Raw genomic sequence first — 21,989 nt, 5'->3', positions numbered from 1 at the left:
CCTACTTTGGTTGTTTTCCTAAATACGCTAGAATACCGCCATCTACATACAATACATGACCATTCACAAAGTCAGATGCTTCAGAGGCTAAGAATACTGTTGGGCCTACTAGATCCTCTGCTTCTCCCCAACGTTCTGCTGGAGTCTTTGATAGAATGAATTGATCAAATGGATGACGACTTCCATCTGCTTGTTTTTCTCTTAGAGGATTTGTCATCGGTGTTGCGATATATCCTGGTCCTATTCCATTACATTGGATATTATATTCACCATATTCTGATGCAATGTTACGTGTTAACATTTTTAATCCACCTTTTGCAGCAGCATAGGCACTCACAGTTTCTCTACCAAGTTCTGACATCATTGAACAAATATTAATGATTTTCCCACTACGACGTTCCATCATTCCTGGAAGTACTGCTTTAGAAACAATGAATGGTGCTGTTAAATCGACATCAATTACTTTTCTAAAATCTTCACTTGCCATTTCATGCATTGGTACCCGCTTGATAATTCCAGCGTTATTAACTAGAATATCTACTTTACCAAATTCTTCTTCAATTGAGTGAATCATTTCAAACACTTTTTCTTCGTTTGTTACATCACACACATAACCTTTTGCTTCAATGCCATTCTTTTTATACTCTGCTATTCCTTTATCAACGTTCTCTTGATTAATATCATTAAACACAACTTTTGCACCCGCTTCACCTAATCCTTTTGCTAATGCAAACCCAATACCGCTTGATGCACCTGTTACTAATGCTACTTTACCTTCTAAACTAAACTTATTCATTTTCTCTCCTCCTAAAGGGTTACACCTTTTTTGAATATAGCTATATCACGATAACCATCAGCTTCTGATTTTATTTTTTCACCGTTAGCGACACTGATTACCTTTTTAAATAAATCATTACCACACTCACTTAGTGTTTTATCATTCAATGAGATACCTGCATCAAAATCAATCCAGTTATTTTTCTTTTTACTAAGTGGGGTATTACTTGAAATCTTAATTGTTGGTACAGGACACGCAAAGGGTGTTCCTCTTCCTGTTGTAAATAAAATAATTTGTGCTCCTGCTGCTGCTAGTGCAGTTGATGCGACTAAGTCATTACCTGGTGATTCCAATAAATTTAATCCACATTGTTTTATTTTATCGCCATACCACAATACATCCACGACAGTTGCTGTTCCTGATTTTTGCGTACATCCAAGTGATTTATCTTCAAGTGTTGTTATTCCACCCGCTTTATTGCCGGGTGATGGATTTTCATACACCGGTGAATTATTTTTTACAAAATAATCTTTGAATTCATTGATTAATTTGACTAATTTTTTAAATATTTCTTCATCTTTACAACGATTCATAAGACTTCGTTCTGCACCAAACATTTCAGGAACTTCTGTCAGAATTGTTGATCCACCTTGTTTGACTAACAAATCAGAAAATATTCCAACTGTTGGATTTGCGGTTATACCCGATAATCCATCAGAGCCTCCACATTTTAACCCTACAATTAATTTTGATAATGGTTGTTCAGTTCTTTGAATTTGTTTAGCTTCCTTAACACATTCTTTTAGAATACATAATCCCGTTTCGATTTCATCCTCAATATTTTGACAGATCATTGTTCTAATTTTATTTTTATCTTTTTCATCAACAAATTTTAGTACTTCTGCTATTCCACTATTTTCACATCCTAAGCCAACAAGTAATACATATGCTGCATTTGGATGCGATGCAATATCTGCAAGTATCTTCCTTGTATTGTCTTGATCATCGCCTACTTGTGAACAACCATACGGATGATTATAGGCAACAATCGCATCGATATTATCAGTAAGTAAACTTTGCGCTTTACGTTCTAATTCCTTCACTATTCCATTCACACAACCTACTGTTGGAAGTATCCAAATTTCATTTCTTACTCCAACTTTTCCACTGCTTCTTAAATAACCATTAAATGTTTTATTTTCTTCATTACCAATCATAGTTAGAAGTGGATTATAGAAGTACTCCTCATGTTCATTCAAAACCGTTTTACAATTATGTGTGTGAACCCATTCTCCTGTTTTAATTGCTGTAGTAGCTACCCCAATATTTTCTCCATACTTAATAATATTTTCTTTTTCATTTATATTTTTACAAGCAATTTTATGTCCTAGTGTTGTGTCTTGTAAAATCTGAATGGATTGCGAATCTACCTCAATCACTTCATCTTTTTTTACATTATCTACTATTACTATCACATTATCACTGGCATTTATTTTAATGAATTTTTTATTCATGAAGTTTATCCTCTTTGATACATTCGGTTATACCTTTCAACTCAATATCCGTAACATATTTACTAATTTGATTGATACTTTCATCTTTCAACTCAACATCATTAAATAAGTTTGTCTTGTTGACAAAACGCTTAACCAACTCCAGACTTTCTGTATCTTTATTCTCATAGAAGAAATCAAGAATATCTTGATCATCTTGGATTTTATATTCGTTTTCATTTCTTATTCCTACTAAATATCCCGTTTCTTTTCTTATGCCATGATAGAAGCAAATGAGTGCTGCCAATGAAAAACTTAATCGTTTTGGAATTTCGTGATTCTTTTCAATATATTGTTTTACACTTGGGTAACATCTTGCTTTCCATTTTGATACCGAGTTCAAAGAAATCGATAATAACTCGTGACGAATAAACGGATTTTTAAATCTTCCTTCTACTTGATTTGCAAAGTCTAGTAAATCTTCTCTTGGCAAATCTAATGTAGGAATTATTTCTTCATTGATTGTCTTATTCATAAATCCAAAAATAATTGGATCATTCATTGAATCGAGTACTGTATCATTCCCCGATAAATAACTAGCGAGTGAGAATGATGTATGTGCACCATTTAATATTCTTACTTTTCTTTGTTTATATGGTTTGTGATTATCTGTAAAAATAACACTCATTCCTTTTTTATTTTCTAAAGCTTTATCTAATGGAAATTCTTCATTAATCGGTTTATCACTTTCAATGACCCATAACGCAAAAGGTTCTGCGGCTACCATCAATTCATCCTGTACACCTTCTTGTTGCCAAATTGCTTCACTTTCATTTTTTGGATAACCTGTAACAATTCTATCTACTAAAGTATTGGCAAAGATGCAGGATTCTTTTACCCATCTCTTAAATTCAGGTTTTAGTTTCCACTTATCAATCGTCTCATAAACACATTTTTTAAGTTCATCACCATTATTATCAATTAACTCTACAGGCAACATCACTAATCCTTTTGTATAATCGTAGTTAAATGTTTCAGCACGTTCGTATAAGAATTGAGTTAATTTGGCAGGATAACTTTTTGCAGGTTTATCTTCAAACTTATCATTTTCATCACATTTAATTCCAGCTTCAGTTGTATTTGAGACAATATATTTTACTGTTTCAATTCTGGCAAGTGAAAGATAACTTGTGTAATCAACTGTGCAATCATAAATTGAGTCAATTGATGTAATCATTCTCTTTTCTATATATTCTTCTTTATCAACTAACCCTCTTAACAAAACAGAATATTGGCATTCTTGTTTTTCAAATAAATCTAGTTTCCCATAAGATATTGGTTTGACAATTGCGATTGAACCATCAAACATGTTTTCTTCATTTGCAATATCAAACATATAATCAACAAATGCACGCAGAAAATTTCCTTCTCCAAACTGTACTATTTTGATGGGTCTCTTTTTTGCATGTGTATAATTTTTATTCAACAATTCCACAAGTAAATCCTCCTATGATGAAATTATAGAAGTTTACTACGAATTATGCCTATCTTCCTAAGTCGTTTAAAACCGGTAATTTTATGTTTATTAATTATCCATCTGTTTATTTCAACTATTTTCCTTTGCTTAAATTTCTACTGTTCTATTCTCACTTAATACTGCATATTTTTTTCTTTTTTATAATTATTCATCATAAATCTTAATCCTTCAAACATATAAAAATGCACTCATTAATTAGATAATCAATTAATGAAGTGCATTTAGTTAATTATTCGTGTCCTACTACTTTAGTTTCACCAAAGAAGTATCTATTATCTGAACCAATAACTTTGATATAATCTTTAACAAACTCTTTCATTGCTTTTTCAGCAGTGATACATAATTCTAAGTAGTCTGTTTTAGGATTTTCTTCAACTTTTTTAAGCATTGCTTCTTGAGCAACATTGAATGCATCTGTACAAACATTTATTTTATTAATTCCGCAAGCAACTGCTTTACGAATATTTTCTTCACCAGACCCTGATCCACCATGTAATACTAATGGCATATCTAATGTTTTCTTTAGTAAAGTTAATCTTTCAAAATCTAATGTTGGTACAAATCCTTTTGGATAGTTACCGTGTGCTGTTCCTACAGCAACCGCTAATGCATCGACGCCAGTTTCTTCTACAAATTTCTTAGCTTGTTGAGGATCTGTATATAAATCACCTTTGTCATTGTCACCTTCTGCTGCTTGACCAACATGTCCAAGTTCTGCTTCTACACAAATATTATGTGGATGAGCTAACTTAACGATTGTTGATGTTCTTTTAACGTTTTCTTCATACGGAAGTGAAGATGCGTCAATCATAACACTTGAGAAACCATTTTGTATGCAGTCAATAATGAAATCTAAATCTTGACCATGGTCATGATTAAGAGCCACTGGTACTCTTGCTTCCTCAGCAAGTTTTTTAATTAATGGAACCATAACATTAGCATGTGCATGCTTTCTCATTTGTCCCATACCAATATTTACGATAATTGGAGAACGCATTTCTTCAGCAGCAGTAATTACTGCACGAGCCATTTCCATGTTAATACTATTTACCGCCATTACAGCATAATTGTTTTTATGAGCATCTTGTAAGATGTCTGTCATTGATACATACATATTTATTCCTCTTTCTATAACGATTAGATATTGATATCTAAGTCTATAATTTCTTCTTCAATTTCAGCGCCTTCAATTGAAGGTTTTTTAATTAATGAGTAAACAACACCTGTTGCTACTGAACCAACCACTAATGCAACGACTGCCCATAAAGGATTTGTCATCATTGGGAATACGAATACTCCACCATGACCTGCCATTGATTCAACACCCATTGCTACTGCGATACCACCTGCTAATGCAGAACCAAGCATAGATGCTGGAATGAAACGAGCTGGATCAGCTGCTGCGAATGGAAGAACACCTTCAGTAATGAAGCATAATCCCATAGGGAATGCTGTTTTAGCAGTTTCTTTTTCTACATTAGAGAATTTTTTAGGAGTGATTAATGTTGAAATAAATACACCTACTGGAGGAGTCATACCACCAATAATCTTAGCTGACATTGGTCCATAGATTCCATCAGCACCTAAAGCATTAGCTGCCATTGACGCTGTTTTATTAACTGGACCACCCATGTCAAATCCCATACCTGCTCCAATTACTGCACCGATAATAAATTTAGAACCACCATTTAAACTCATAATCCATTGTTGTAATGCAGTCATTGCAATTGAGAATGGTGTATTAATTACAACGAAATAGATAACACCACAAACTAATGTTGCGATTACTGGAATAATCATAACTGGCATTAAGCCAACCATCCACTTAGGAAGTTTCCATGTTTTCATCCAGTTAATGAAGTAACCAATAACGAATGCCATAACAAGTCCACCTAAGAAACCAGCTTTACCTGTATTTGCTGCGAAACCAATAATGAAACCTGGAACAATACCTGGACGTTCAGCAATTGAGTATGCAACCCCTGCAGTCATAACTGCAACTGCAAACCCCATTGCTTGTGATGATAACCAGTTAATTGCCCAGAAGAAATGATCTGGATTTAAAAGATTCAAAGCTGAGAAGATTGTTGCGCCAGCTTCAGGTCCCATGTTACCGATATCATAGTTATATGCTTTTGCGATAGCTCCTAGTATTCCCCCAACAACTACCATTGGGATCATATAAGAGATACCAGTCATCATATGTTTTTTAAGATTCAATTTTTTCATAATAACTTACCCCTTTTCTTTTTATTTGTTTTCTAATTTTTTTTCAATTGTCGCAATTAAACTTTTTGGATTTTTCATGGCAACATGAATAGGAATATCCACGACTGGCTTTCCTTCAAAACGCTCCATGCCTCCAACAGCAATATCATGTGCAACGATAACAACATCTGCTTGACTAATTTCTTCTGGAGTCAATTTGTTTTGTGCTCCAATTGTTCCTTGTGTTTCAATTTTGCATTGGTGTCCCGCCTCAACCGCTGCATTTTGAATTTTTTCAGCAACAATATACGTATGTGCTATCCCCGCTGTACATGCTGTAATACCTACTATTTTCATTCTTTCACCTCAACTTTCTTTTGTTTTTGTTAGCTAAGCTTGATAATAAATTAACATGATTCATTTACTTGACTCTAATAACTTCGGGAATTATAAAGCGGTAATTTTTAATCAATTAATCGCAAAGTAGATTTATCAATTCATCTTTTGATGAAACTGATTGTAGTTTTTCAACTCTTGCATCATTTCCTAACTTACCCGCTAATTCAGCTAATAACATCATATGATTTTTAGCAAAATCATTATCATTACTCACACAGAACAAGAAGAATAAATTTACTGGTTCCTCATCATAACTTTCCCATTCAACTTCATGTTTTGTTCTACCAATTGCGATACCAATTTTATTAACTGCATCACTTTTACCATGAGGAATTGCGATATGATTCCCCATTCCTGTAACCCCTTCTGCTTCACGTACATAGATATCTTTAATAAATTGATCAATATCTGAAATGTATTTTTCTGCCAATAATTTTTCGCTTAACTCTCTAAGAATTTCATCTTTTGTTGTACCCTTCAAATCTAAATCAATAATATTTTCATTAAGTATTTCTTTAAGTGCCATATATTTTCTCCTCTATTTATTTGACTAAAAATTTATAAAATTCTACCGGTGAGTCAAAGCTTCTTAATACATTTACTTCTTTATCTGTATTCACCAAATTTATGTATTGCTTGTAAAATAATTGTGTTCTTTTAATTTCATATTCATTTGTCATTTTTACAACAAGCAAGAAGATAACATCTACTTGTTCTGTATCCCACATGATTGGTTCCTTTAATGTTACAATCACAATCTTTGCTTCATTGATTTCGTTTTGATCACCATGAGGTATCGCAACCATATTTCCAATTGATGTTGGTGTTGCATATTCACGATCCATAACTGTTTGATAATATTTCTTTGTAACAAACCCCTTTTTTACTAAGTTATCACATAAGAATTTCAAGAGCTTTGATTTATCATTGATATCCAAGTGTGTATAAATTAACTCTGGATCAAAAAGCGAGTGACAAATTAAATCAAACTTTCCAACGATTAAATTTTGATCTCTCTTTAAATTATCAATTGCATATTTGATTTTCTTTATTGAATTATCAGATAATAATTCATCAATTTCTACGACACGATTATCTTTATTCAAAATTAATTGTGTTGTAATTATAAGATCTGTATTTCTATAATTTTCGATTTTAAAATCGTGCACACTAACAACTTTTATATTTGCAATTTGAACGAAGGCACGTTTAATTTTATCGCACAACATTTGGTTAACACCCATTGAAGTTCGTGTAACTAATACAATTTCTACAGGTTTTTCATTTCTCTCCAATGCTGATTGTATATACAGTGTAATGTAGCTCAATTCATCTTCTGTTACCCTTAAGTCAAAATGTTCTTCAAATAAAACTGAGATTAACCATGATACTCGAAACGCATGTTTAAATTCATTCTTGATATATCCTTTAAGCGTATTCGTTTGACTTCTTTCATAACGCAATCTAAAAATTGCTGGTTTGATATGCATGAGTAATCCATGAAATAAAACATCATCATGAGTTAAGTCGCGATTCAACACTTCTGATACTACTTTAATAATTTTCCTTACAAAATCTTGGAGTGTCTCATCATACCTACGTATGATATCTTCAGCTGCAACATTGTATCCTGGATCAATCATTTTTGAACAAAGTATTGGAATAGAAAGAAATCCTATTTCGTATGCATTAATCTTTGAGTTGAACTCAATTTCTGCTTTCTTGAGTATCGCTTCTGCAAAACTATATTCGTTATATGCTTGTAACATCCGTAGCTCATTGATTGGTATTTCCACATGAAACTTCTCATTCACATTTGGTCGCGTAATACTCATACACAAGAACGCATAGATTTCATTAAATGATTCCTCTGCAAATTCAATACCCCACTCTTTTTCAGTGACGAGAATACATTTCTTCACCTTTTCCAAATCAAGTCCAGGCATGAAATATTTAAGACGTTCATCAATTGATTCATCAGATATTAACTTCAACAGAAAATGTTTCAAAGCAATTCGATATTGAGATTCATTACATTTAAGTTCAAATCCTTTATTCCGAATGATTTTTAGTTGAATGTCGAATAAATTTAACCAGTCTTTACAATCATTAATAATTTTTAGTGTTGTTGGTATACTTAAAAACATCTCTTCTGATAATTTGTTCGTGGTTAATCGATTATTTTTTGAGAATGAAAGTATATATTTCAACGCTGTAAACATTCTTGATTGGTCACTATGTAAATGTTCAAATGAATTTTGATTAATGAGTAGCCGTTGTATTTGAAGCTTTTGCTCATCAGTTGCATCTAGCCAGATTCCGATTCGTCTTTTTTTACAAATTATACCTAGATTATTTTCCATAAGGATATTATTTATACTTTCAATCTTCGTCCGAATTGTTTTCTCTGATAAGCCTACTTCTTCAGCTAGTTGTTCCGTTGTCACCATATCTGATGATTCGATTAAACTTTTCAAAATCACTTGTGTGTAATACATTGATTTTTTATCATTCATAGGTCTATCGCTTCCTTTCAAGTGTAGAATACCATCCTACAAACTTGAGTATCGCAAATTAATTGTAAATTATAAACGGTAATTTTTAATTTATTGGAAATTCCTATCTTTTCATATATTCAAAATATTATCAACATATACAAAACATTATCATTTATCTATTGACAATCTGACTTTTTATAGTAGATTAAAAATAAGTAATAAAAAAAGCGCTCTTACTCATAGTAGAGATGAACGCCTAATTTATTACATTGATTTATAAATTTATCATTTGGTTTTTGATCTATGACAATTCCCGCAATATTCTCAAGATCTGCAAAATGATAAAATCCTTTGTTTAGTAGTTTTGAATGATCTGCTAAAACATATACTTTCTCAGAACGTTGAATCATATGTTCCTTGATTTTTCCTTCTTCGATGTCTGTATTTGTTAATCCTTCATTCGATAAACCTACAGTTGCGATAAATGCACTATCACAAAGATAACTATTGTCTGTTATATCGATGGCAAAGCTAAGCGTATCTGCCTTCAATAATCCGCCCAGACATATGCATTTTAGATTAGGTAATTTCGCAACCATATTCACAACTAACAAACTATGCGTGATTATTGTAACATTTGTATGATGTGTTAAATACGGAATGATTTGACATGCTGTTGTTCCAGAATCAATAAAAATAACACTATTATTTTCTACAAGTCTTGCAGCAATTTGTGCAATATATTTCTTCTCTTTTAAATTTGATTGTTCTCTTCTTTCGATAGTCTGAACACTATTTAAAAGTGATTTATCTTTATAAATAACACCACCATAGACTTTATCAATCTTATCATTATCTTCTAGAATTTTTAAATCTCTTCTTAATGTTTGAAGTGAGATATTGAATTCTTTGCACAATTCATCATTGCTGACAGTGCCAATAAGTTTAATATAGTCTTCCAATTTTTGTAAACGATTAATTTTCATAAGTATCACCTCTATCATTATAACAATTTTAACCATAAATATTTAATTATTTTAGAAAAGAGAAAAATATGAATAAATTACTTGAAACAACGAAACAATATCCTATGACTGAAATATGGAATGATTCTTGCTCTGTTCAAGAATTAAAATATTGTATTGAAAACGGTGGCGTAGGAGCTACTACTAACCCTGTCATTGTTCTTAATGTATTAAAAAAAGAATTACCTCAATGGGAAAATCAAATAAAATCAATAATCAATGAAAATCCTCAAGCTACAGAAGATGAAATTGCATGGGATATGATTAAGTTATTAGGTAAAACAGCTAGTAAAGAATTATACCCTATCTTTAATCAAACACAAGGAAAGCAAGGACGTATTTCATTTCAAACAAATGCTAAGTTTTATAGAAATAAAGATTTAATGGTTCATCACGCTATTGAACTTGCAAGTACTGTTGAAAATAGTCAAATAAAAGCTCCCACATCAAAAGCAGGTGTTGAAGCTTTTGAAGAAATGACCTATCGCGGTATAAGTATTAATGCAACTGTTTCATTTACTGTATCACAAGCAATCGCTGTTGCTGAAGCTGTTGAACGTGGTTTAAATCGTCGTATTAAAGAAGGATTACCTATCGATAAAATGAATCCTGTTTGTACCATTATGGCAGGTCGTGTTGATGATTACTTAAAGAAAGACTGTAAGGAGAAAGGTCTTCTTATTGAACCAGAAATTCTTGAATGGGCTGGAGTAGCTGTTGTGAAAAACGCTTATCGCATTTATCAAGAAAAGGCATATCGTACAACATTACTTGTTGCAGCATATCGCAATCCTTATCATTGGAATCAATTCATTGGAGGCAAGATTGTTTTGACTATTCCATACGATTGGCAACTTAAATACAACACATCTTTCTATACAATATCATCAACTATAGACAACCCTGTATGTGATGAATACTTGCAAAAACTTCAACAACTGGAGGAATTTAATAAAGCTTATTTACCAGAGGGATTATTGCCAGCAGAATTTGAACATTATGGAGCATTCTTAGATACAATGAACCAATTCTTGAATGGTTATGATGATTTATGCAAGCTCATCCGTAAATACATGGTGATATAAATGAGTAATCAATTCTTAATGCCCGCCAAAATTTATGTCGGAAAAAATGCTTTAGTTGATTGTTTTAATAATTTACAATTTCCTGGAAGTCATGCAATGATTGTTACCGATGAGTCAATGATTAAATTCGGTTACATTGACACAGTCACAGCTATTTTAAAAGAGAAGAATGTTGAATTCACCATTTTTGACAAAGTAAATTTTGAACCTACCGATACTTGTATTAATGAAGGAGCTACCGTTTATAAATCGAATTTGTGTGACTTCTTAATCGGTTTAGGTGGAGGTTCACCTATTGACGCAATGAAAGCTATTGCTATGATTACCTCATCAAAGAAATTATTATCCGAGTATACAAGTACAATATTCGATCAAAATCGTCCTTTCATGATTGCTATTCCGACAACTGCCGGAACAGGTTCTGAGACGACTCAATTTACAATAATAACTGACACACAAAGAGATATTAAAATGTTATTAAAAGGTCCTAAAGTATTACCTGATGTTGCGATTGTTGACCCATTGTTTACATTATCAACTCCTGAAAAAGTAACTGCAGCCACAGGTATTGATGCTCTTTGCCATGCAATTGAAGCTTATACATCAAAGAAAGCACAACCTTTATCATCCTTATATGCATTGGATGCAATCAAAAAAATATTTATTAGTTTACCTGAATGTTTTAACACACCAACAAATATCGATGCTCGAGAACAAATGTCTCTTGCAGCCTTTGAAGCTGGTTGTGCATTCAATAATGCTTCCGTAACATTGATTCATGGTATGTCTAGACCAATCGGTGCTAACTTTCATATTCCTCATGGATTAAGTAATGCAGTATTGATGTATGCTTGTCTTGAACATGTCAAAGTTGCTGCCCAAGATAGATTCGCAACAATTGCTCGGGAAATTAATTGTACAACTTCAACAAATGACGAAGTTGCATGTACTAACTTCTTTCACGCATTAGAGAATCTTCTTCAAATGCTTTGCATTCCAAGTCTAAAAGATATTATTACAGATAAAGAACGCTTCATCATGTCTATTGATAAGATGTCTACAGATGCCTATGATAGTGGCAGTCCATCCAATTCTCTTTGTGATATAACCATTGACGATATAAAGTCAATTTATCTTAAATTAATTAAGTAGCTCTGTTTAATACAGGGCTTTTATAATCGAATAATTACCGTTTTAATTTGACACGCTTACATCTTCCTATCTTTATATTTCCTATATACTATGTTTGAGGTGATAGCGATGGATTGGATGCTTTTTACAGGATTCTGTGTTGTACTATTTTTAATTTTCCTTTATAAATCAATAGCTGTGTACAAGATTTATAATAATACTTTTTATGAAGACTTATATTCCAACTTTTTAGAGTTCTATATTAAATTTAAATATAAAAAGAATTTGAGTCAAAGTTCTTGGATAAAACAAGAACTTGGTGTACATCGAATTTTATTCAATAGTTATCTAAACGAAGATAAGAAAATTCAATATCAATTTGTCACTATATTTAGCAAATACGGTATTCATATCTTTTGTGTTAATACTATTCATGGAACAATTACAGGATCAACGAATGATACTTATTGGAAGAACGAAAAAACAACAACCACAACTCGCTTCTTGAATCCCACAAAAGCTTGTGAATCTCATAAAAAATATATTGAGGATCTTATTAAAAGTAATACACCAATTCAGATTTCCATTTTGTTTTCAAATGATACTGATGTTAGTAAAGTCAAAAGTAATTATGATGTATGTTTATTTAAAGATTTCATTCATTGCATAAAAAAAGATACTGAATGTATCACAAACGAAAATATTGTTACCGAATTTGAAAAATGTATAGGGAGATAAAAAATGAATACATTTAAACTTTACAATGGTGTAGAGATACCATGTATCGGGTATGGCACATATAGAACACCTAATAGCGAAGAAGGCTATCAGATTATTGTAGATGCTATCCATGCTGGATACCGGCATATTGATACCGCACAAGGCTATAACAACGAAGAACTCATTGGTCGCGCAATGAAGGAAAGTGGTATTCCTAGAAGCGAGTTTTTTATCACTACCAAAATTGCGAATATAAACCAAGGTTATCAATCAACGCTTGATTCCTTTGAAGAGTCACTACAAAAACTAGATACAACTTACGTTGACTTATTATTGATTCATTGGCCAATTGCAGTCAATCATCATAGTGATTGGAAAGAATTGGATATACAAACCTGGCAAGCTATGGAAAAACTATACACCGATAAAAAAGTACGTGCTATTGGAGTTAGTAATTTTTTAATTCACCATCTAGATAATTTACTTAACAATACTAAAATTATCCCTATGGTAAATCAATTAGAATTCCACATGAAATATCAACAGCGAGAAATTATTGAATATTGCCAAAGCAAAAATATCCTTGTTGAAAGTTGGGGACCTTTGATGAGAGGTGCATCGAATGGCAACCAGCTACTTGAAACAATTGGTAAAAAACATAACAAAGATGTTGGCCAAATTTCAATTCGTTATTGTCTTCAAAAAAATATAGTCCCGCTTCCTAAAACGAGTAATAAATCTCGTATGATAACCAATCAAGAAGTATTTGATTTTACTTTGGATAATGAAGAAATAGCACTCATGGATTCATGTAATACATTAGATTGCTACACATTCCATCCTGATCGAAATTATGAATGGCAAGAAACTATAGACAAAATGAATGAGGTATCCAAATGACTTATATCAAATTTGTACTATTAGTCATCGGACTTATCATCGTTATGTATTCTAGAGCAACATACACAAAAAGAATAAACACTTGTAAAGATAAATGCCAATTAGCTTACAATCAAAAAGAAAGAGTTATTGCCTGGCTTGGTTACGCATTACTAGGAGCTGCAGCTTTACTAGCTGCATTCAACATTTAGTATGAGTGAAATATTTACTAAATCACTCGCTTATTTACTCCTTATTATTGGAGGATATTGTTTAAAGAAAACAAAAGTATTACAAAGTAAAGATTTCCATACGCTTTCAACCATTAGTATTAACTTAACATTACCTTGTGTACTTATATCAATCTTTGAAAGTTTTTATATTTCCGTCGATTGGATTTATTGTATCTTATTAGGACTCGTTATGAACATCATCTTGATTTCAGCAGGTTACTTTTTTACTAGAAAACGTTCAAGAAACACACAAGCACTTTTTATGCTAAATAGTTCCAGCTTCAATATTGGTGGTTTTGTACTTCCTTTCTTTAATGGAATCTATCCTGCTACCTCAATCTTCTATGCAAGTATGTTTGATGTAGGAAATGCGATCATGTGCACTGGCTTAACCTACGCTTGTGCTGCTTCACGACTTGATACATCGTCGAAATTTCAATTCAAAGATTTCTTCAAACGAATTTTTTCATCAGTTCCTTTTGTAACATATGTAATTATGATTTCATTAACGATGCTTGATGTTCATTTTCCACAAGGAGTTTATCAAGTGGCCGACATTATTGGAAGTGCTAATATTGTCATTATTATGATTATGCTCGGACTTATGGTTGAACTAAAAATTGACAAGGAAGATTTTAATGATGTCATCCTCCATGGTGTTATTCGATATAGCATATTAATCATTTGTGCTCTTCTCATCTATTATTTCTTTCCTGCACCACTTATTGGAAAACAAATATTAATACTATCTATATTCTCACCTATTTCTAGTATCATGCCTGCATTCTCAGCTAAATTAAATTGTAAGACATCTGTCTATGCAGCCATTAATTCATTATCGATGCCTATTAGTATTATTATACTTTCCACATTAATGACATTATGGAATTAAGAACTTCGAAAGAAGTTTTTTTATTATTCACAAATCATTTAAAGATCCTTTATAATATTTCCAAACTCCGTTCTCGTAGAGTTTGTATCTATTAAACTCAGTGACCTTCTATGCTACTGCGTAGTTGTTGACGAAAGATGGGTTCAATAGTTTCATTTTGGATTCCTATTCATTGTGGAGAACTTTCCTATAAGATAAAAAACCTCTTTCGAGGTTTAGTTTATACTTCTAAATAATCAATTGCATCCCGTATCATTGCTTTTGTGATTGGATATGGAATATGATTTAGTTCTTTATTTTGAATTGTTAATTCCAAAACATCTTCTAATGGATCATCTTTACTAATATCTAAATCCTTTAAGCAAATAGGTAATCCAATCGTCTTATAGAACTCAATTGTCTTGTTTAGTTTATCAAATTGTTTATCTACGATTAATTGAATTAATACTCCATAAGAAACTACTTCACCATGAAAATGTTTTTCTTCAATTTCTTTTCTACATGTTAATCCATAAAATAACGCATGAGCTAACGCACTATTATAATCTGCATTAATAATTAATGAAACAATACCCGTTGATACAAGTATATTTTGAATTGTTGTCTCAAGTTCTTTTGACAATATTTTTGCCTCTGCATCATGATATCCTTTAGTTCCGTGAGTTACTATTGAATCATAGCATAGATTACTAACTTGAAGTGCTAATTCATCTGTATATTCTATTTCATCATTGCGACAAGAAAAATAGGTTTCTATATTCTTGGCAACCGTATCCCCTATTCCTGCCCATAGATATTGTAATGGAGCATTCATAATGACTTCGGTATCAATCATGCAATAATTTGGAGCTTTTCTACAATGGTAAATATCCTTAAAAACATGATCTTCCGTATACATAATTGATATCTTTGTAATAGCGGCACAAGTTGATGCAATTGTAGGAACAGTTACTACAGGGATATTACATTTATCACCTATAACTTTACATGTATCAATACATTTGCCTCCACCAATCGCAAATATCATATTTGCATTATTGATTTCACCATCATTAATAATTTTATCTACATTTTCATAAGTTGCATCTTTGCCATATAAATAACTTTTTACAATCTTACAGTCATATTTTCTAATATAACTGTTTAATTTGTCTCGACAAGCTTCAAATGCTTTTTCACCATAAATTAATACAATTTTATTTCCATATAATCTACTAATTTTTCCAATTGCATCAAAGCTATCCTTGCCTATCGAATAAGAAGGTAAAATAACTTCTTTCATTATTTAGCTAAAACTTCCTTAACAAAGTTTAAATATTCTTCATCTTGGCAATTAGCAAAGAAACATTCTTGGAATTTTTGTGTTAGAGATCCTTTTAATAATTCTGGATCAATTGAACGAAGTGCTTCTAATACTGGTTTTCCAACTTGACGCTTAACTTCCGCAAGAATTTTAACATTTCTATTTTGTGATTCTTTGCGGTCTTGAGGATATCCTTGTGCTTTTGGTGAGCCAAATGCTTTTTCAAAGATTGTCTTAATATTTAATTCTGCACCCCAACCAAAACCTTTTGCATATGGAATTGATAATGCATTACCATCATTGATTTGTAAAAACAAGTAAGCATCTGTTGGTTCTATACAATACCCACAATTTACTCCAGGAAACATATTACATGCCATCAAAGCGCCTTGACCTGTTCCGCAACCTGTTACCACAAAGTCTGCCGCTTTAGAATTAAGTAATAATGCTGCTTGTACTCCAATGTTCAAGTATGTTAAACGTGGATTTTCTTCTGTATAATCTGTAGGTAAATCTTGAGGATTGTTTACACATTGCATTCCTGTATTGAATACTGTGTGCCCCATTGGTTCTACTACTGATTTCAATTGTTCCAAAACGATGCCATTCTTTGAAGCTTGTGAAAATTCATTAATAAGTGCTATTTTCATAATTTTTCCTCTACTTTCATATAAAAAATACCACTTATAACTTATCCAGAAAAACATTCTTCCAGTGTATAAAGCGGTAATTTTTTTATTATTTTAAGTTCTTTATAAATTATTGATTTGTCTTCTTGAATGCTTCTTGTGCTCTTTCATACATCCAGTCACGATTAACACGTACAAATTCACGGTCATTCACATCATAACCATCTTCTTCATTTAAAAACATTTGTTCAAAGTCTTTATAGTTCAGTTGCATTCGGATTGCTTCATCTTTTACCATTGTAACTATTTCAACCGTTTCATCTTTATTCATATTATAGACTGTATACGCTATTTCTTCTTGTGTAGCACGTTTTGAGTCAATAATTTGTTTCTCACAAAACATCTTTGCCATTTCGATAATACGGTCATCCAAACCATCTTCAAATATTCTTATTTTCTCTACAAATTCCATTATCTTTTTGCAATATCGATATGTATATCCATTCGCAAAACTAAATGGCACTTCAGGTTTTATTTTCAAATCATTTTCAATTTTATCATCAACTAACCATACAATAAATTTCTCTTCTGGATTGTGATATAAACACGGATATACGATTTGATATACTGAATGACAATGTGGACATTCAAATTTAAATACTTCATTGTGAAATAGTTTCTCGCGTAAATCTGGGTCTAACTGAACATTAATACTATCCCAAGTTATAACTTCATAATCTTTCTCACATTTTGGGCATGTAAACATTCTACTCGTTTGTGTACTCATTGTCTTCCTCCAAGAAAAAATGGTAATGAATTACCATTTTTATGATTTCTTCCTTTTTTCAATTTCAGGATAATCTTCTAAAATTTCATTCACAAATTCTTTTAGTTTTTCAAAAGCTTCATCATTTACCTGTACATTACTTGATGCTGATACAAGTTGTAGATGATTATTTAAAAGAATCGGTATGATTTCAACGACTTCATGTTCGTGAACACCAATATCTCGATCAGGTTCTTTCAACATTCTTCCTTCAATAAATCGTGAATTATATTCACTTACTTCAACCAAATAACGATAAAACTTACCATCACTTAAGAAGTGAACATTTAATATATCAGGATAGTGAATATCCCGTAATTCATCTAATTCTTTAGTTCTTCTAACTTGTGCAAGTTCTCTTGTACATGCCTCAGTTTGGAATATTTCAGCACCTTTTATTTGCATCTCAAATGTTGGTTGTACGATAATACCAAACTCAACTTTCTCTAACTCAAAAGATGTAAAACTAGCTAATGACTCAAGAATATTTAATCCTTTTGTACACTCTTCTTCCGAAGGACCTATAGCCAAAACTTCAAAATTTATATTTCCTGTTATATCTACTATTGCTGTGGTCAGCATATAGCAGTCTTCAATTGAAACATCAATCATTTCTTTACAACTATCTGTTAATGCGTCTGCTTCAAATATCTGGTATTTGTGATATATTTCATTAAAATGACTTTCTTCTAGAATCATGATATGCCTCCCTTCTTTGGACATATTATAGCAAGTTTACTTTTAAATTGAAACTTTAATAATTTATCTGGGTTTCTATTATACCAACAAGAAAAATGATTCACAAGTCTTGCATCTTAATACCTGAATCACCTTAGACTATAAATCAATCCAGGTTTCATGTAAGTATATAAAAATACCATTTATAAAATGGCATTTCTAGTGTTTGCATACACTTCATGGAGCTACCCAATACAGAGTCAAGGGAGAGGGTTTGATCGTATATTAGATAGCTCCAAAAAGCATTAACCTGTTTTTCAATACCTAATGAACGAGAAAAATGAAAAGTAGAATCCACAGAATAAGCAATTCTACTCCTCATTCCCCATAATTTCAGTTTGGTCTTGTTTCAGGTTTAATTAGACATAAAACAGGTTAATTAGAATAACGCTTGGTAGTAGACATTATTACCATCTACACTACTATGACTGAATAAATCAAAGAAATGAGACACATTTTTTAAAATTTAATCAATTTTTATATGTCCAATTATTTTATTACTGGCATTATCTTCTATAACGATATCGGTATTCACTGTTGTACTGAAGGTAATTTCACCTTCAGTACTATCATTAACCGTCAATTTAAACGGAATTTGCTTATTATCTAATGTATATACTTCTATTGAATCAAAATTTAGTTTTGAATCCTGGTCACTAACAATTATTTTTGTATTTCCACCTTTACCATAATCAAACACATCAATCGAAGGTGAAATTGTATCAATTTGTGTTACCACCAAGGTTTGTTTGTCTTTTTGATTATTTACTCCCGTTGCTACAACTGTGTATACTCCATTTTCTGTAATTTTTAAACTATGTCCATTATCAATTGATTCAGACATAATTAAATCGCCTTGTTCATTATATATACTTACTTGTTTTATTGGAATTGCGGATAATTCCTCAATTGAATATTCCATATATGTATTTGTATATTCACCTTCAGTAAGCGTTTTAATGTTAAACTCTGGTGCCGCTAAACCTATTACAAGAGCACCTGCCACAATAACTGTTGAGCCTCCAACAATTGTAAACGTATTAATTGCTTCACGTTTGAAAACACTTCTAAAAAAGCTAGTACTTGCCGTTGCTGCAAGTGGTGTTGCAACTACCCCAGATAATCCATACACATGTCTACAAGCATTCGTAAACACTTCGCTATACAATTCTTTTGGCATTGCACTATCAGCGATTGATTTTAATATCCATGGTGAAGTTGGTGTCAAAAAGAACCCAAGAGAAAACGAAAAGTTCTTTAAACGTTTGCATTCTTTACGTAATTGTTCAATACCTTTTGATAACATTCTCGAAACTGTTCGTTTAGACACTTTCAAGTATTCTGCAATATCATCTATCTTCATCTTATTTATATACCTCATTACCACTACATCTCTAAGACTATCGTCTAGTTCATTTAGTGCCATAGAAACAAGATTTTGATCAATATTTTCTTTTGGGTGTATACTTCTAGGATCTACAAAGTCATTTTCCGATTCAGAAAAATCAGTTGATATCTCCCGTTTATACTTTTTTACAAGGTCCATTGATATTGTATAATTCATTCTATTTAAATACGCAACGAAAAGACGTGGATTCTCAATTTTATCCATGTATTTAAAAAGCTTGATATAGAGTTCTTGGACAACATCAGCTGCAAGTGATTCATCCTTAGTATGCTTTAAAGCCAAGTAATATTGTGCCGATGCCGTGGCAGAATAAAGCTTCTCAAAAGCTTCTGTATCGCCTTGACTTGCTTTTACTAATAATTTCCCAAGATCCTCATGAGAATTTTCATTAAACATTTTATTCGCTCCATTCACTTCAAAAACAAAAAAGTTTGAAACCACAAAGGCATCAAACTCTCATTTTACTGATTGTTATTCATCGCTTTTGTCGGTATGAAAATAGGTTTTTTTCAAGATAGATATCATCTTTATACAGTAATCATAACAAATTTTCTCTAGATTACAAATTTTTTGGGTTAAACATAATACTTCTTGTTACAATGCTCGCACATAATAATCCTGAAGCTGCCGGAACAAATACCATACTTGCGGGCGGAATTCTTTCTTTGCGAGTTTTTCCATCAGGATTTAATTCTTGATTCTGTTTATATGGTATTTCGGATGAAAATACCACTGGTATTTTATAGCGAATGTTTCGCTTCTTCGCCATATCTCTACATGCTTTCGCAAGTGGATCATAGGTTGTCTTATCTAAAGTTGTTTGTGCAACTTTACTTGGATCAAATCGATTTGCCATTCCTAGAGAACTAATACATGGAATACCTTTACGATGACAGAGTTCAATACAATCCAATTTAGATGTTACTGTATCAATTGCATCGATTACATAATCAATATCTTCTGTAAAATAACTTTCTACCTCTAGACTAAAGAATTTATCCACACAAATAACTGTACATGCGTCGTTGTATGTTGAGATACGTTGCATCATACTTTCAGTTTTGGAAAATCCAACACGACTATAAGTCGCATGAATTTGGCGATTAAGATTGCTTAAAGCTACAACATCATGGTCAATCAAAATAAGTTTTCCTACTCCACTTCGTGCCAGTGCTTCGGCAGCATATGAACCTACACCACCTACACCAATGATAATAACTGTAGCCTTTCTTAATTTATCAATCGATTCTTTACCAACTAAAAGTTCTACACGTTCAAGTGCATTACTCATTGTTCACTCCTCCATGTTTCCAACATCTTTTTGAGTTGTTTTATTGAATCTGGTTCTTGCATATCTACCCAATGTATTGGCATTTGATTATTAAACCATGTATATTGTCTTTTTGCAAATTGTCTAGAATGCTTTTTAATCTCTTCAATTACTTCATCTTTAGTCATTGTTTTATCAAAATAGGCACGCCATTCACGATAGCCAATTCCTTGCATCGCATGATCATCAAAATTAACACCTTGTGCTAACAACCCTTTAATCTCATCGAGTAAGCCCTCTTCAACCATCATATCTACACGTTCGTTAATTCTCTCATAAAGTGTCGCCCGGTCCATTGTGCATCCTATTATAAAGGCATCATAGATTGGCTTGTGTTCTTGGCTCGCTATTTGATCTGATTTAGTGATTGCAGTCATTTCATAAATTAATAGAGCACGAATTAATCGTTTACGATTATTGGGATGAATTGCTTGTGCTTGTTCAGGATCTATTTTTTGTAATTCCATCACAAGTTCTTCATTATTCATTGCTTCTAATTTTTTGATAATTTCTTCATCTGCTTCTTCTTGGGTACTGAATTCATAATCATAAATACAAGCTTTGATATATAATCCTGTTCCCCCTACAATCATCGGCAAATGATTTCTTGCGGATATTTCATCAATTTTTTCGCGCGCTATCTTTTGAAAATCAGCAACGCTAAACTTATCTTTTGGTGCTAATATATCGATACAATGATGTGGAATATCCAACATCTCTTCTCTTTTAACTTTACCCGATCCAATAGAAAAATCTCTAAATACTTGAATTGAATCGCCACTAATTATTTCAGCATTTAACTCTTTTGCAAGTTCAATTGATAATGAAGTTTTTCCTACAGCTGTTGGTCCTACTAATACCACTACTTTTTTCATCG

At 32.0% G+C, this 21,989-nt stretch carries 22 protein-coding genes; 6 read left to right on the top strand and 16 right to left on the bottom strand.

Translation table 11 applies throughout. From position 1 onward, the window contains the following. Position 1 precedes the first annotated feature (1 nt). From RSB60_RS04890 to RSB60_RS04850, 9 genes are all read right to left on the bottom strand, one after another. Positions 2-796, bottom strand: coding sequence for a gluconate 5-dehydrogenase (locus RSB60_RS04890; RefSeq protein ID WP_332475988.1), 795 nt, complete (start codon positions 794-796; stop codon positions 2-4). Between the two features lie 11 nt (positions 797-807). Next, positions 808-2,292, bottom strand: coding sequence for a UxaA family hydrolase (locus tag RSB60_RS04885; protein WP_332614882.1), 1,485 nt, complete (start codon positions 2,290-2,292; stop codon positions 808-810). Then, entirely contained in the window at positions 2,285-3,766 is a 1,482-nt protein-coding gene (locus RSB60_RS04880; RefSeq protein WP_332614880.1) for a tagaturonate reductase, read from the bottom strand. The genes RSB60_RS04885 and RSB60_RS04880 overlap by 8 nt, the downstream gene beginning before the upstream one ends. 271 nt (positions 3,767-4,037) lie before the next feature. Continuing rightward, complete coding sequence (locus RSB60_RS04875) at positions 4,038-4,922, bottom strand: class II fructose-bisphosphate aldolase (protein WP_323382809.1); 885 nt, start codon at positions 4,920-4,922, stop codon at positions 4,038-4,040. Positions 4,923-4,945: 23 nt separating this feature from the next. Next, complete coding sequence (locus RSB60_RS04870; RefSeq protein WP_332614877.1) at positions 4,946-6,037, bottom strand: PTS fructose transporter subunit IIC; 1,092 nt, start codon at positions 6,035-6,037, stop codon at positions 4,946-4,948. A gap of 21 nt (positions 6,038-6,058) precedes the next feature. Continuing rightward, complete coding sequence (locus tag RSB60_RS04865; protein ID WP_078711742.1) at positions 6,059-6,373, bottom strand: PTS fructose transporter subunit IIB; 315 nt, start codon at positions 6,371-6,373, stop codon at positions 6,059-6,061. 115 nt (positions 6,374-6,488) lie between these two features. Further along, on the bottom strand, positions 6,489-6,941 hold the full coding sequence (locus RSB60_RS04860) for a PTS sugar transporter subunit IIA (protein ID WP_323382806.1): 453 nt from the start codon (positions 6,939-6,941) through the stop codon (positions 6,489-6,491). 16 nt (positions 6,942-6,957) lie between these two features. Next, positions 6,958-8,931 (bottom strand): BglG family transcription antiterminator, encoded by a 1,974-nt coding sequence (locus RSB60_RS04855; protein ID WP_323382805.1) that lies wholly within the window; start codon positions 8,929-8,931, stop codon positions 6,958-6,960. A 215-nt stretch (positions 8,932-9,146) separates the two neighbouring features. After that, complete coding sequence (locus RSB60_RS04850) at positions 9,147-9,899, bottom strand: DeoR/GlpR family DNA-binding transcription regulator (RefSeq protein ID WP_332614874.1); 753 nt, start codon at positions 9,897-9,899, stop codon at positions 9,147-9,149. 68 nt (positions 9,900-9,967) lie between these two features. Here RSB60_RS04850 and RSB60_RS04845 point away from each other — a divergent pair, with 68 nt between their 5' ends. The 6 genes from RSB60_RS04845 (at position 9,968) to RSB60_RS04820 (ending at position 14,878) form a co-directional block, all read left to right on the top strand. Further along, on the top strand, positions 9,968-11,023 hold the full coding sequence (locus RSB60_RS04845; RefSeq protein ID WP_332614872.1) for a transaldolase family protein: 1,056 nt from the start codon (positions 9,968-9,970) through the stop codon (positions 11,021-11,023). Next, positions 11,024-12,175: an iron-containing alcohol dehydrogenase gene (locus tag RSB60_RS04840; protein ID WP_332614870.1), complete on the top strand. Its 1,152-nt coding sequence runs from the start codon at positions 11,024-11,026 to the stop codon at positions 12,173-12,175. It abuts the gene before it with no gap. Between the two features lie 108 nt (positions 12,176-12,283). Beyond that, complete coding sequence (locus tag RSB60_RS04835; protein ID WP_323382801.1) at positions 12,284-12,892, top strand: NERD domain-containing protein; 609 nt, start codon at positions 12,284-12,286, stop codon at positions 12,890-12,892. A 3-nt stretch (positions 12,893-12,895) separates the two neighbouring features. Beyond that, positions 12,896-13,774 carry an aldo/keto reductase gene (locus RSB60_RS04830; protein WP_332614868.1) on the top strand — a complete coding sequence of 293 codons (879 nt, stop codon included), beginning with the start codon at positions 12,896-12,898 and terminating at the stop codon, positions 13,772-13,774. Next, positions 13,771-13,965: a hypothetical protein gene (locus tag RSB60_RS04825; protein WP_323382799.1), complete on the top strand. Its 195-nt coding sequence runs from the start codon at positions 13,771-13,773 to the stop codon at positions 13,963-13,965. The genes RSB60_RS04830 and RSB60_RS04825 overlap by 4 nt, the downstream gene beginning before the upstream one ends. 1 nt (position 13,966) lies before the next feature. Next, positions 13,967-14,878 carry an AEC family transporter gene (locus tag RSB60_RS04820; protein WP_332614866.1) on the top strand — a complete coding sequence of 304 codons (912 nt, stop codon included), beginning with the start codon at positions 13,967-13,969 and terminating at the stop codon, positions 14,876-14,878. Between the two features lie 220 nt (positions 14,879-15,098). Here the strand turns inward: RSB60_RS04820 and RSB60_RS04815 are convergent, their stop codons facing one another. From RSB60_RS04815 to miaA, 7 genes are all read right to left on the bottom strand, one after another. Further along, entirely contained in the window at positions 15,099-16,160 is a 1,062-nt protein-coding gene (locus RSB60_RS04815) for an iron-containing alcohol dehydrogenase family protein (protein ID WP_332614864.1), read from the bottom strand. Then, on the bottom strand, positions 16,160-16,831 hold the full coding sequence (locus tag RSB60_RS04810; protein WP_323381008.1) for an RpiB/LacA/LacB family sugar-phosphate isomerase: 672 nt from the start codon (positions 16,829-16,831) through the stop codon (positions 16,160-16,162). The genes RSB60_RS04815 and RSB60_RS04810 overlap by 1 nt, the downstream gene beginning before the upstream one ends. 109 nt (positions 16,832-16,940) lie before the next feature. Then, on the bottom strand, positions 16,941-17,597 hold the full coding sequence (locus RSB60_RS04805) for a CpXC domain-containing protein (RefSeq protein ID WP_332490863.1): 657 nt from the start codon (positions 17,595-17,597) through the stop codon (positions 16,941-16,943). Between the two features lie 39 nt (positions 17,598-17,636). Further along, positions 17,637-18,335: a hypothetical protein gene (locus RSB60_RS04800; RefSeq protein ID WP_332614861.1), complete on the bottom strand. Its 699-nt coding sequence runs from the start codon at positions 18,333-18,335 to the stop codon at positions 17,637-17,639. A gap of 505 nt (positions 18,336-18,840) precedes the next feature. Next, a complete protein-coding gene (locus tag RSB60_RS04795) occupies positions 18,841-20,178 on the bottom strand; it encodes an RNA polymerase sigma factor (protein ID WP_332614859.1) in 1,338 nt (445 codons plus the stop codon). Between the two features lie 163 nt (positions 20,179-20,341). After that, a complete protein-coding gene (locus RSB60_RS04790; protein ID WP_332614857.1) occupies positions 20,342-21,073 on the bottom strand; it encodes a tRNA threonylcarbamoyladenosine dehydratase in 732 nt (243 codons plus the stop codon). Then, positions 21,070-21,989, bottom strand: a 920-nt coding sequence (gene miaA / locus RSB60_RS04785; protein ID WP_332614855.1) for a tRNA (adenosine(37)-N6)-dimethylallyltransferase MiaA, incomplete at its 5' end; no start/stop codon positions are given. The genes RSB60_RS04790 and miaA, both read right to left, overlap by 4 nt.

It is taken from the genome of Anaerorhabdus sp., from assembly GCF_036657415.1.
In the GTDB taxonomy this organism is placed as follows: Bacteria; Bacillota_I; Bacilli_A; order Erysipelotrichales; family Erysipelotrichaceae; genus Anaerorhabdus.
This window is presented reverse-complemented; position numbering and strand designations above follow the sequence as displayed.

Coding starts and splice junctions, on each gene's coding strand:
- RSB60_RS04820 (WP_332614866.1), top strand. CDS start 13,967: ATGAGTGAAATATTTACTAAATCACTCGCTTATTTACTCCTTATTATT.
- RSB60_RS04795 (WP_332614859.1), bottom strand. CDS start 20,178: ATGTTTAATGAAAATTCTCATGAGGATCTTGGGAAATTATTAGTAAAA.
- RSB60_RS04810 (WP_323381008.1), bottom strand. CDS start 16,831: ATGAAAATAGCACTTATTAATGAATTTTCACAAGCTTCAAAGAATGGC.
- RSB60_RS04790 (WP_332614857.1), bottom strand. CDS start 21,073: ATGAGTAATGCACTTGAACGTGTAGAACTTTTAGTTGGTAAAGAATCG.
- RSB60_RS04805 (WP_332490863.1), bottom strand. CDS start 17,597: ATGAGTACACAAACGAGTAGAATGTTTACATGCCCAAAATGTGAGAAA.
- RSB60_RS04815 (WP_332614864.1), bottom strand. CDS start 16,160: ATGAAAGAAGTTATTTTACCTTCTTATTCGATAGGCAAGGATAGCTTT.
- RSB60_RS04875 (WP_323382809.1), bottom strand. CDS start 4,922: ATGTATGTATCAATGACAGACATCTTACAAGATGCTCATAAAAACAAT.
- RSB60_RS04870 (WP_332614877.1), bottom strand. CDS start 6,037: ATGAAAAAATTGAATCTTAAAAAACATATGATGACTGGTATCTCTTAT.
- RSB60_RS04850 (WP_332614874.1), bottom strand. CDS start 9,899: ATGAAAATTAATCGTTTACAAAAATTGGAAGACTATATTAAACTTATT.
- RSB60_RS04830 (WP_332614868.1), top strand. CDS start 12,896: ATGAATACATTTAAACTTTACAATGGTGTAGAGATACCATGTATCGGG.
- RSB60_RS04835 (WP_323382801.1), top strand. CDS start 12,284: ATGGATTGGATGCTTTTTACAGGATTCTGTGTTGTACTATTTTTAATT.
- RSB60_RS04890 (WP_332475988.1), bottom strand. CDS start 796: ATGAATAAGTTTAGTTTAGAAGGTAAAGTAGCATTAGTAACAGGTGCA.
- RSB60_RS04865 (WP_078711742.1), bottom strand. CDS start 6,373: ATGAAAATAGTAGGTATTACAGCATGTACAGCGGGGATAGCACATACG.
- RSB60_RS04885 (WP_332614882.1), bottom strand. CDS start 2,292: ATGAATAAAAAATTCATTAAAATAAATGCCAGTGATAATGTGATAGTA.
- RSB60_RS04855 (WP_323382805.1), bottom strand. CDS start 8,931: ATGAATGATAAAAAATCAATGTATTACACACAAGTGATTTTGAAAAGT.
- RSB60_RS04840 (WP_332614870.1), top strand. CDS start 11,024: ATGAGTAATCAATTCTTAATGCCCGCCAAAATTTATGTCGGAAAAAAT.
- RSB60_RS04845 (WP_332614872.1), top strand. CDS start 9,968: ATGAATAAATTACTTGAAACAACGAAACAATATCCTATGACTGAAATA.
- RSB60_RS04860 (WP_323382806.1), bottom strand. CDS start 6,941: ATGGCACTTAAAGAAATACTTAATGAAAATATTATTGATTTAGATTTG.
- RSB60_RS04825 (WP_323382799.1), top strand. CDS start 13,771: ATGACTTATATCAAATTTGTACTATTAGTCATCGGACTTATCATCGTT.
- RSB60_RS04800 (WP_332614861.1), bottom strand. CDS start 18,335: ATGATTCTAGAAGAAAGTCATTTTAATGAAATATATCACAAATACCAG.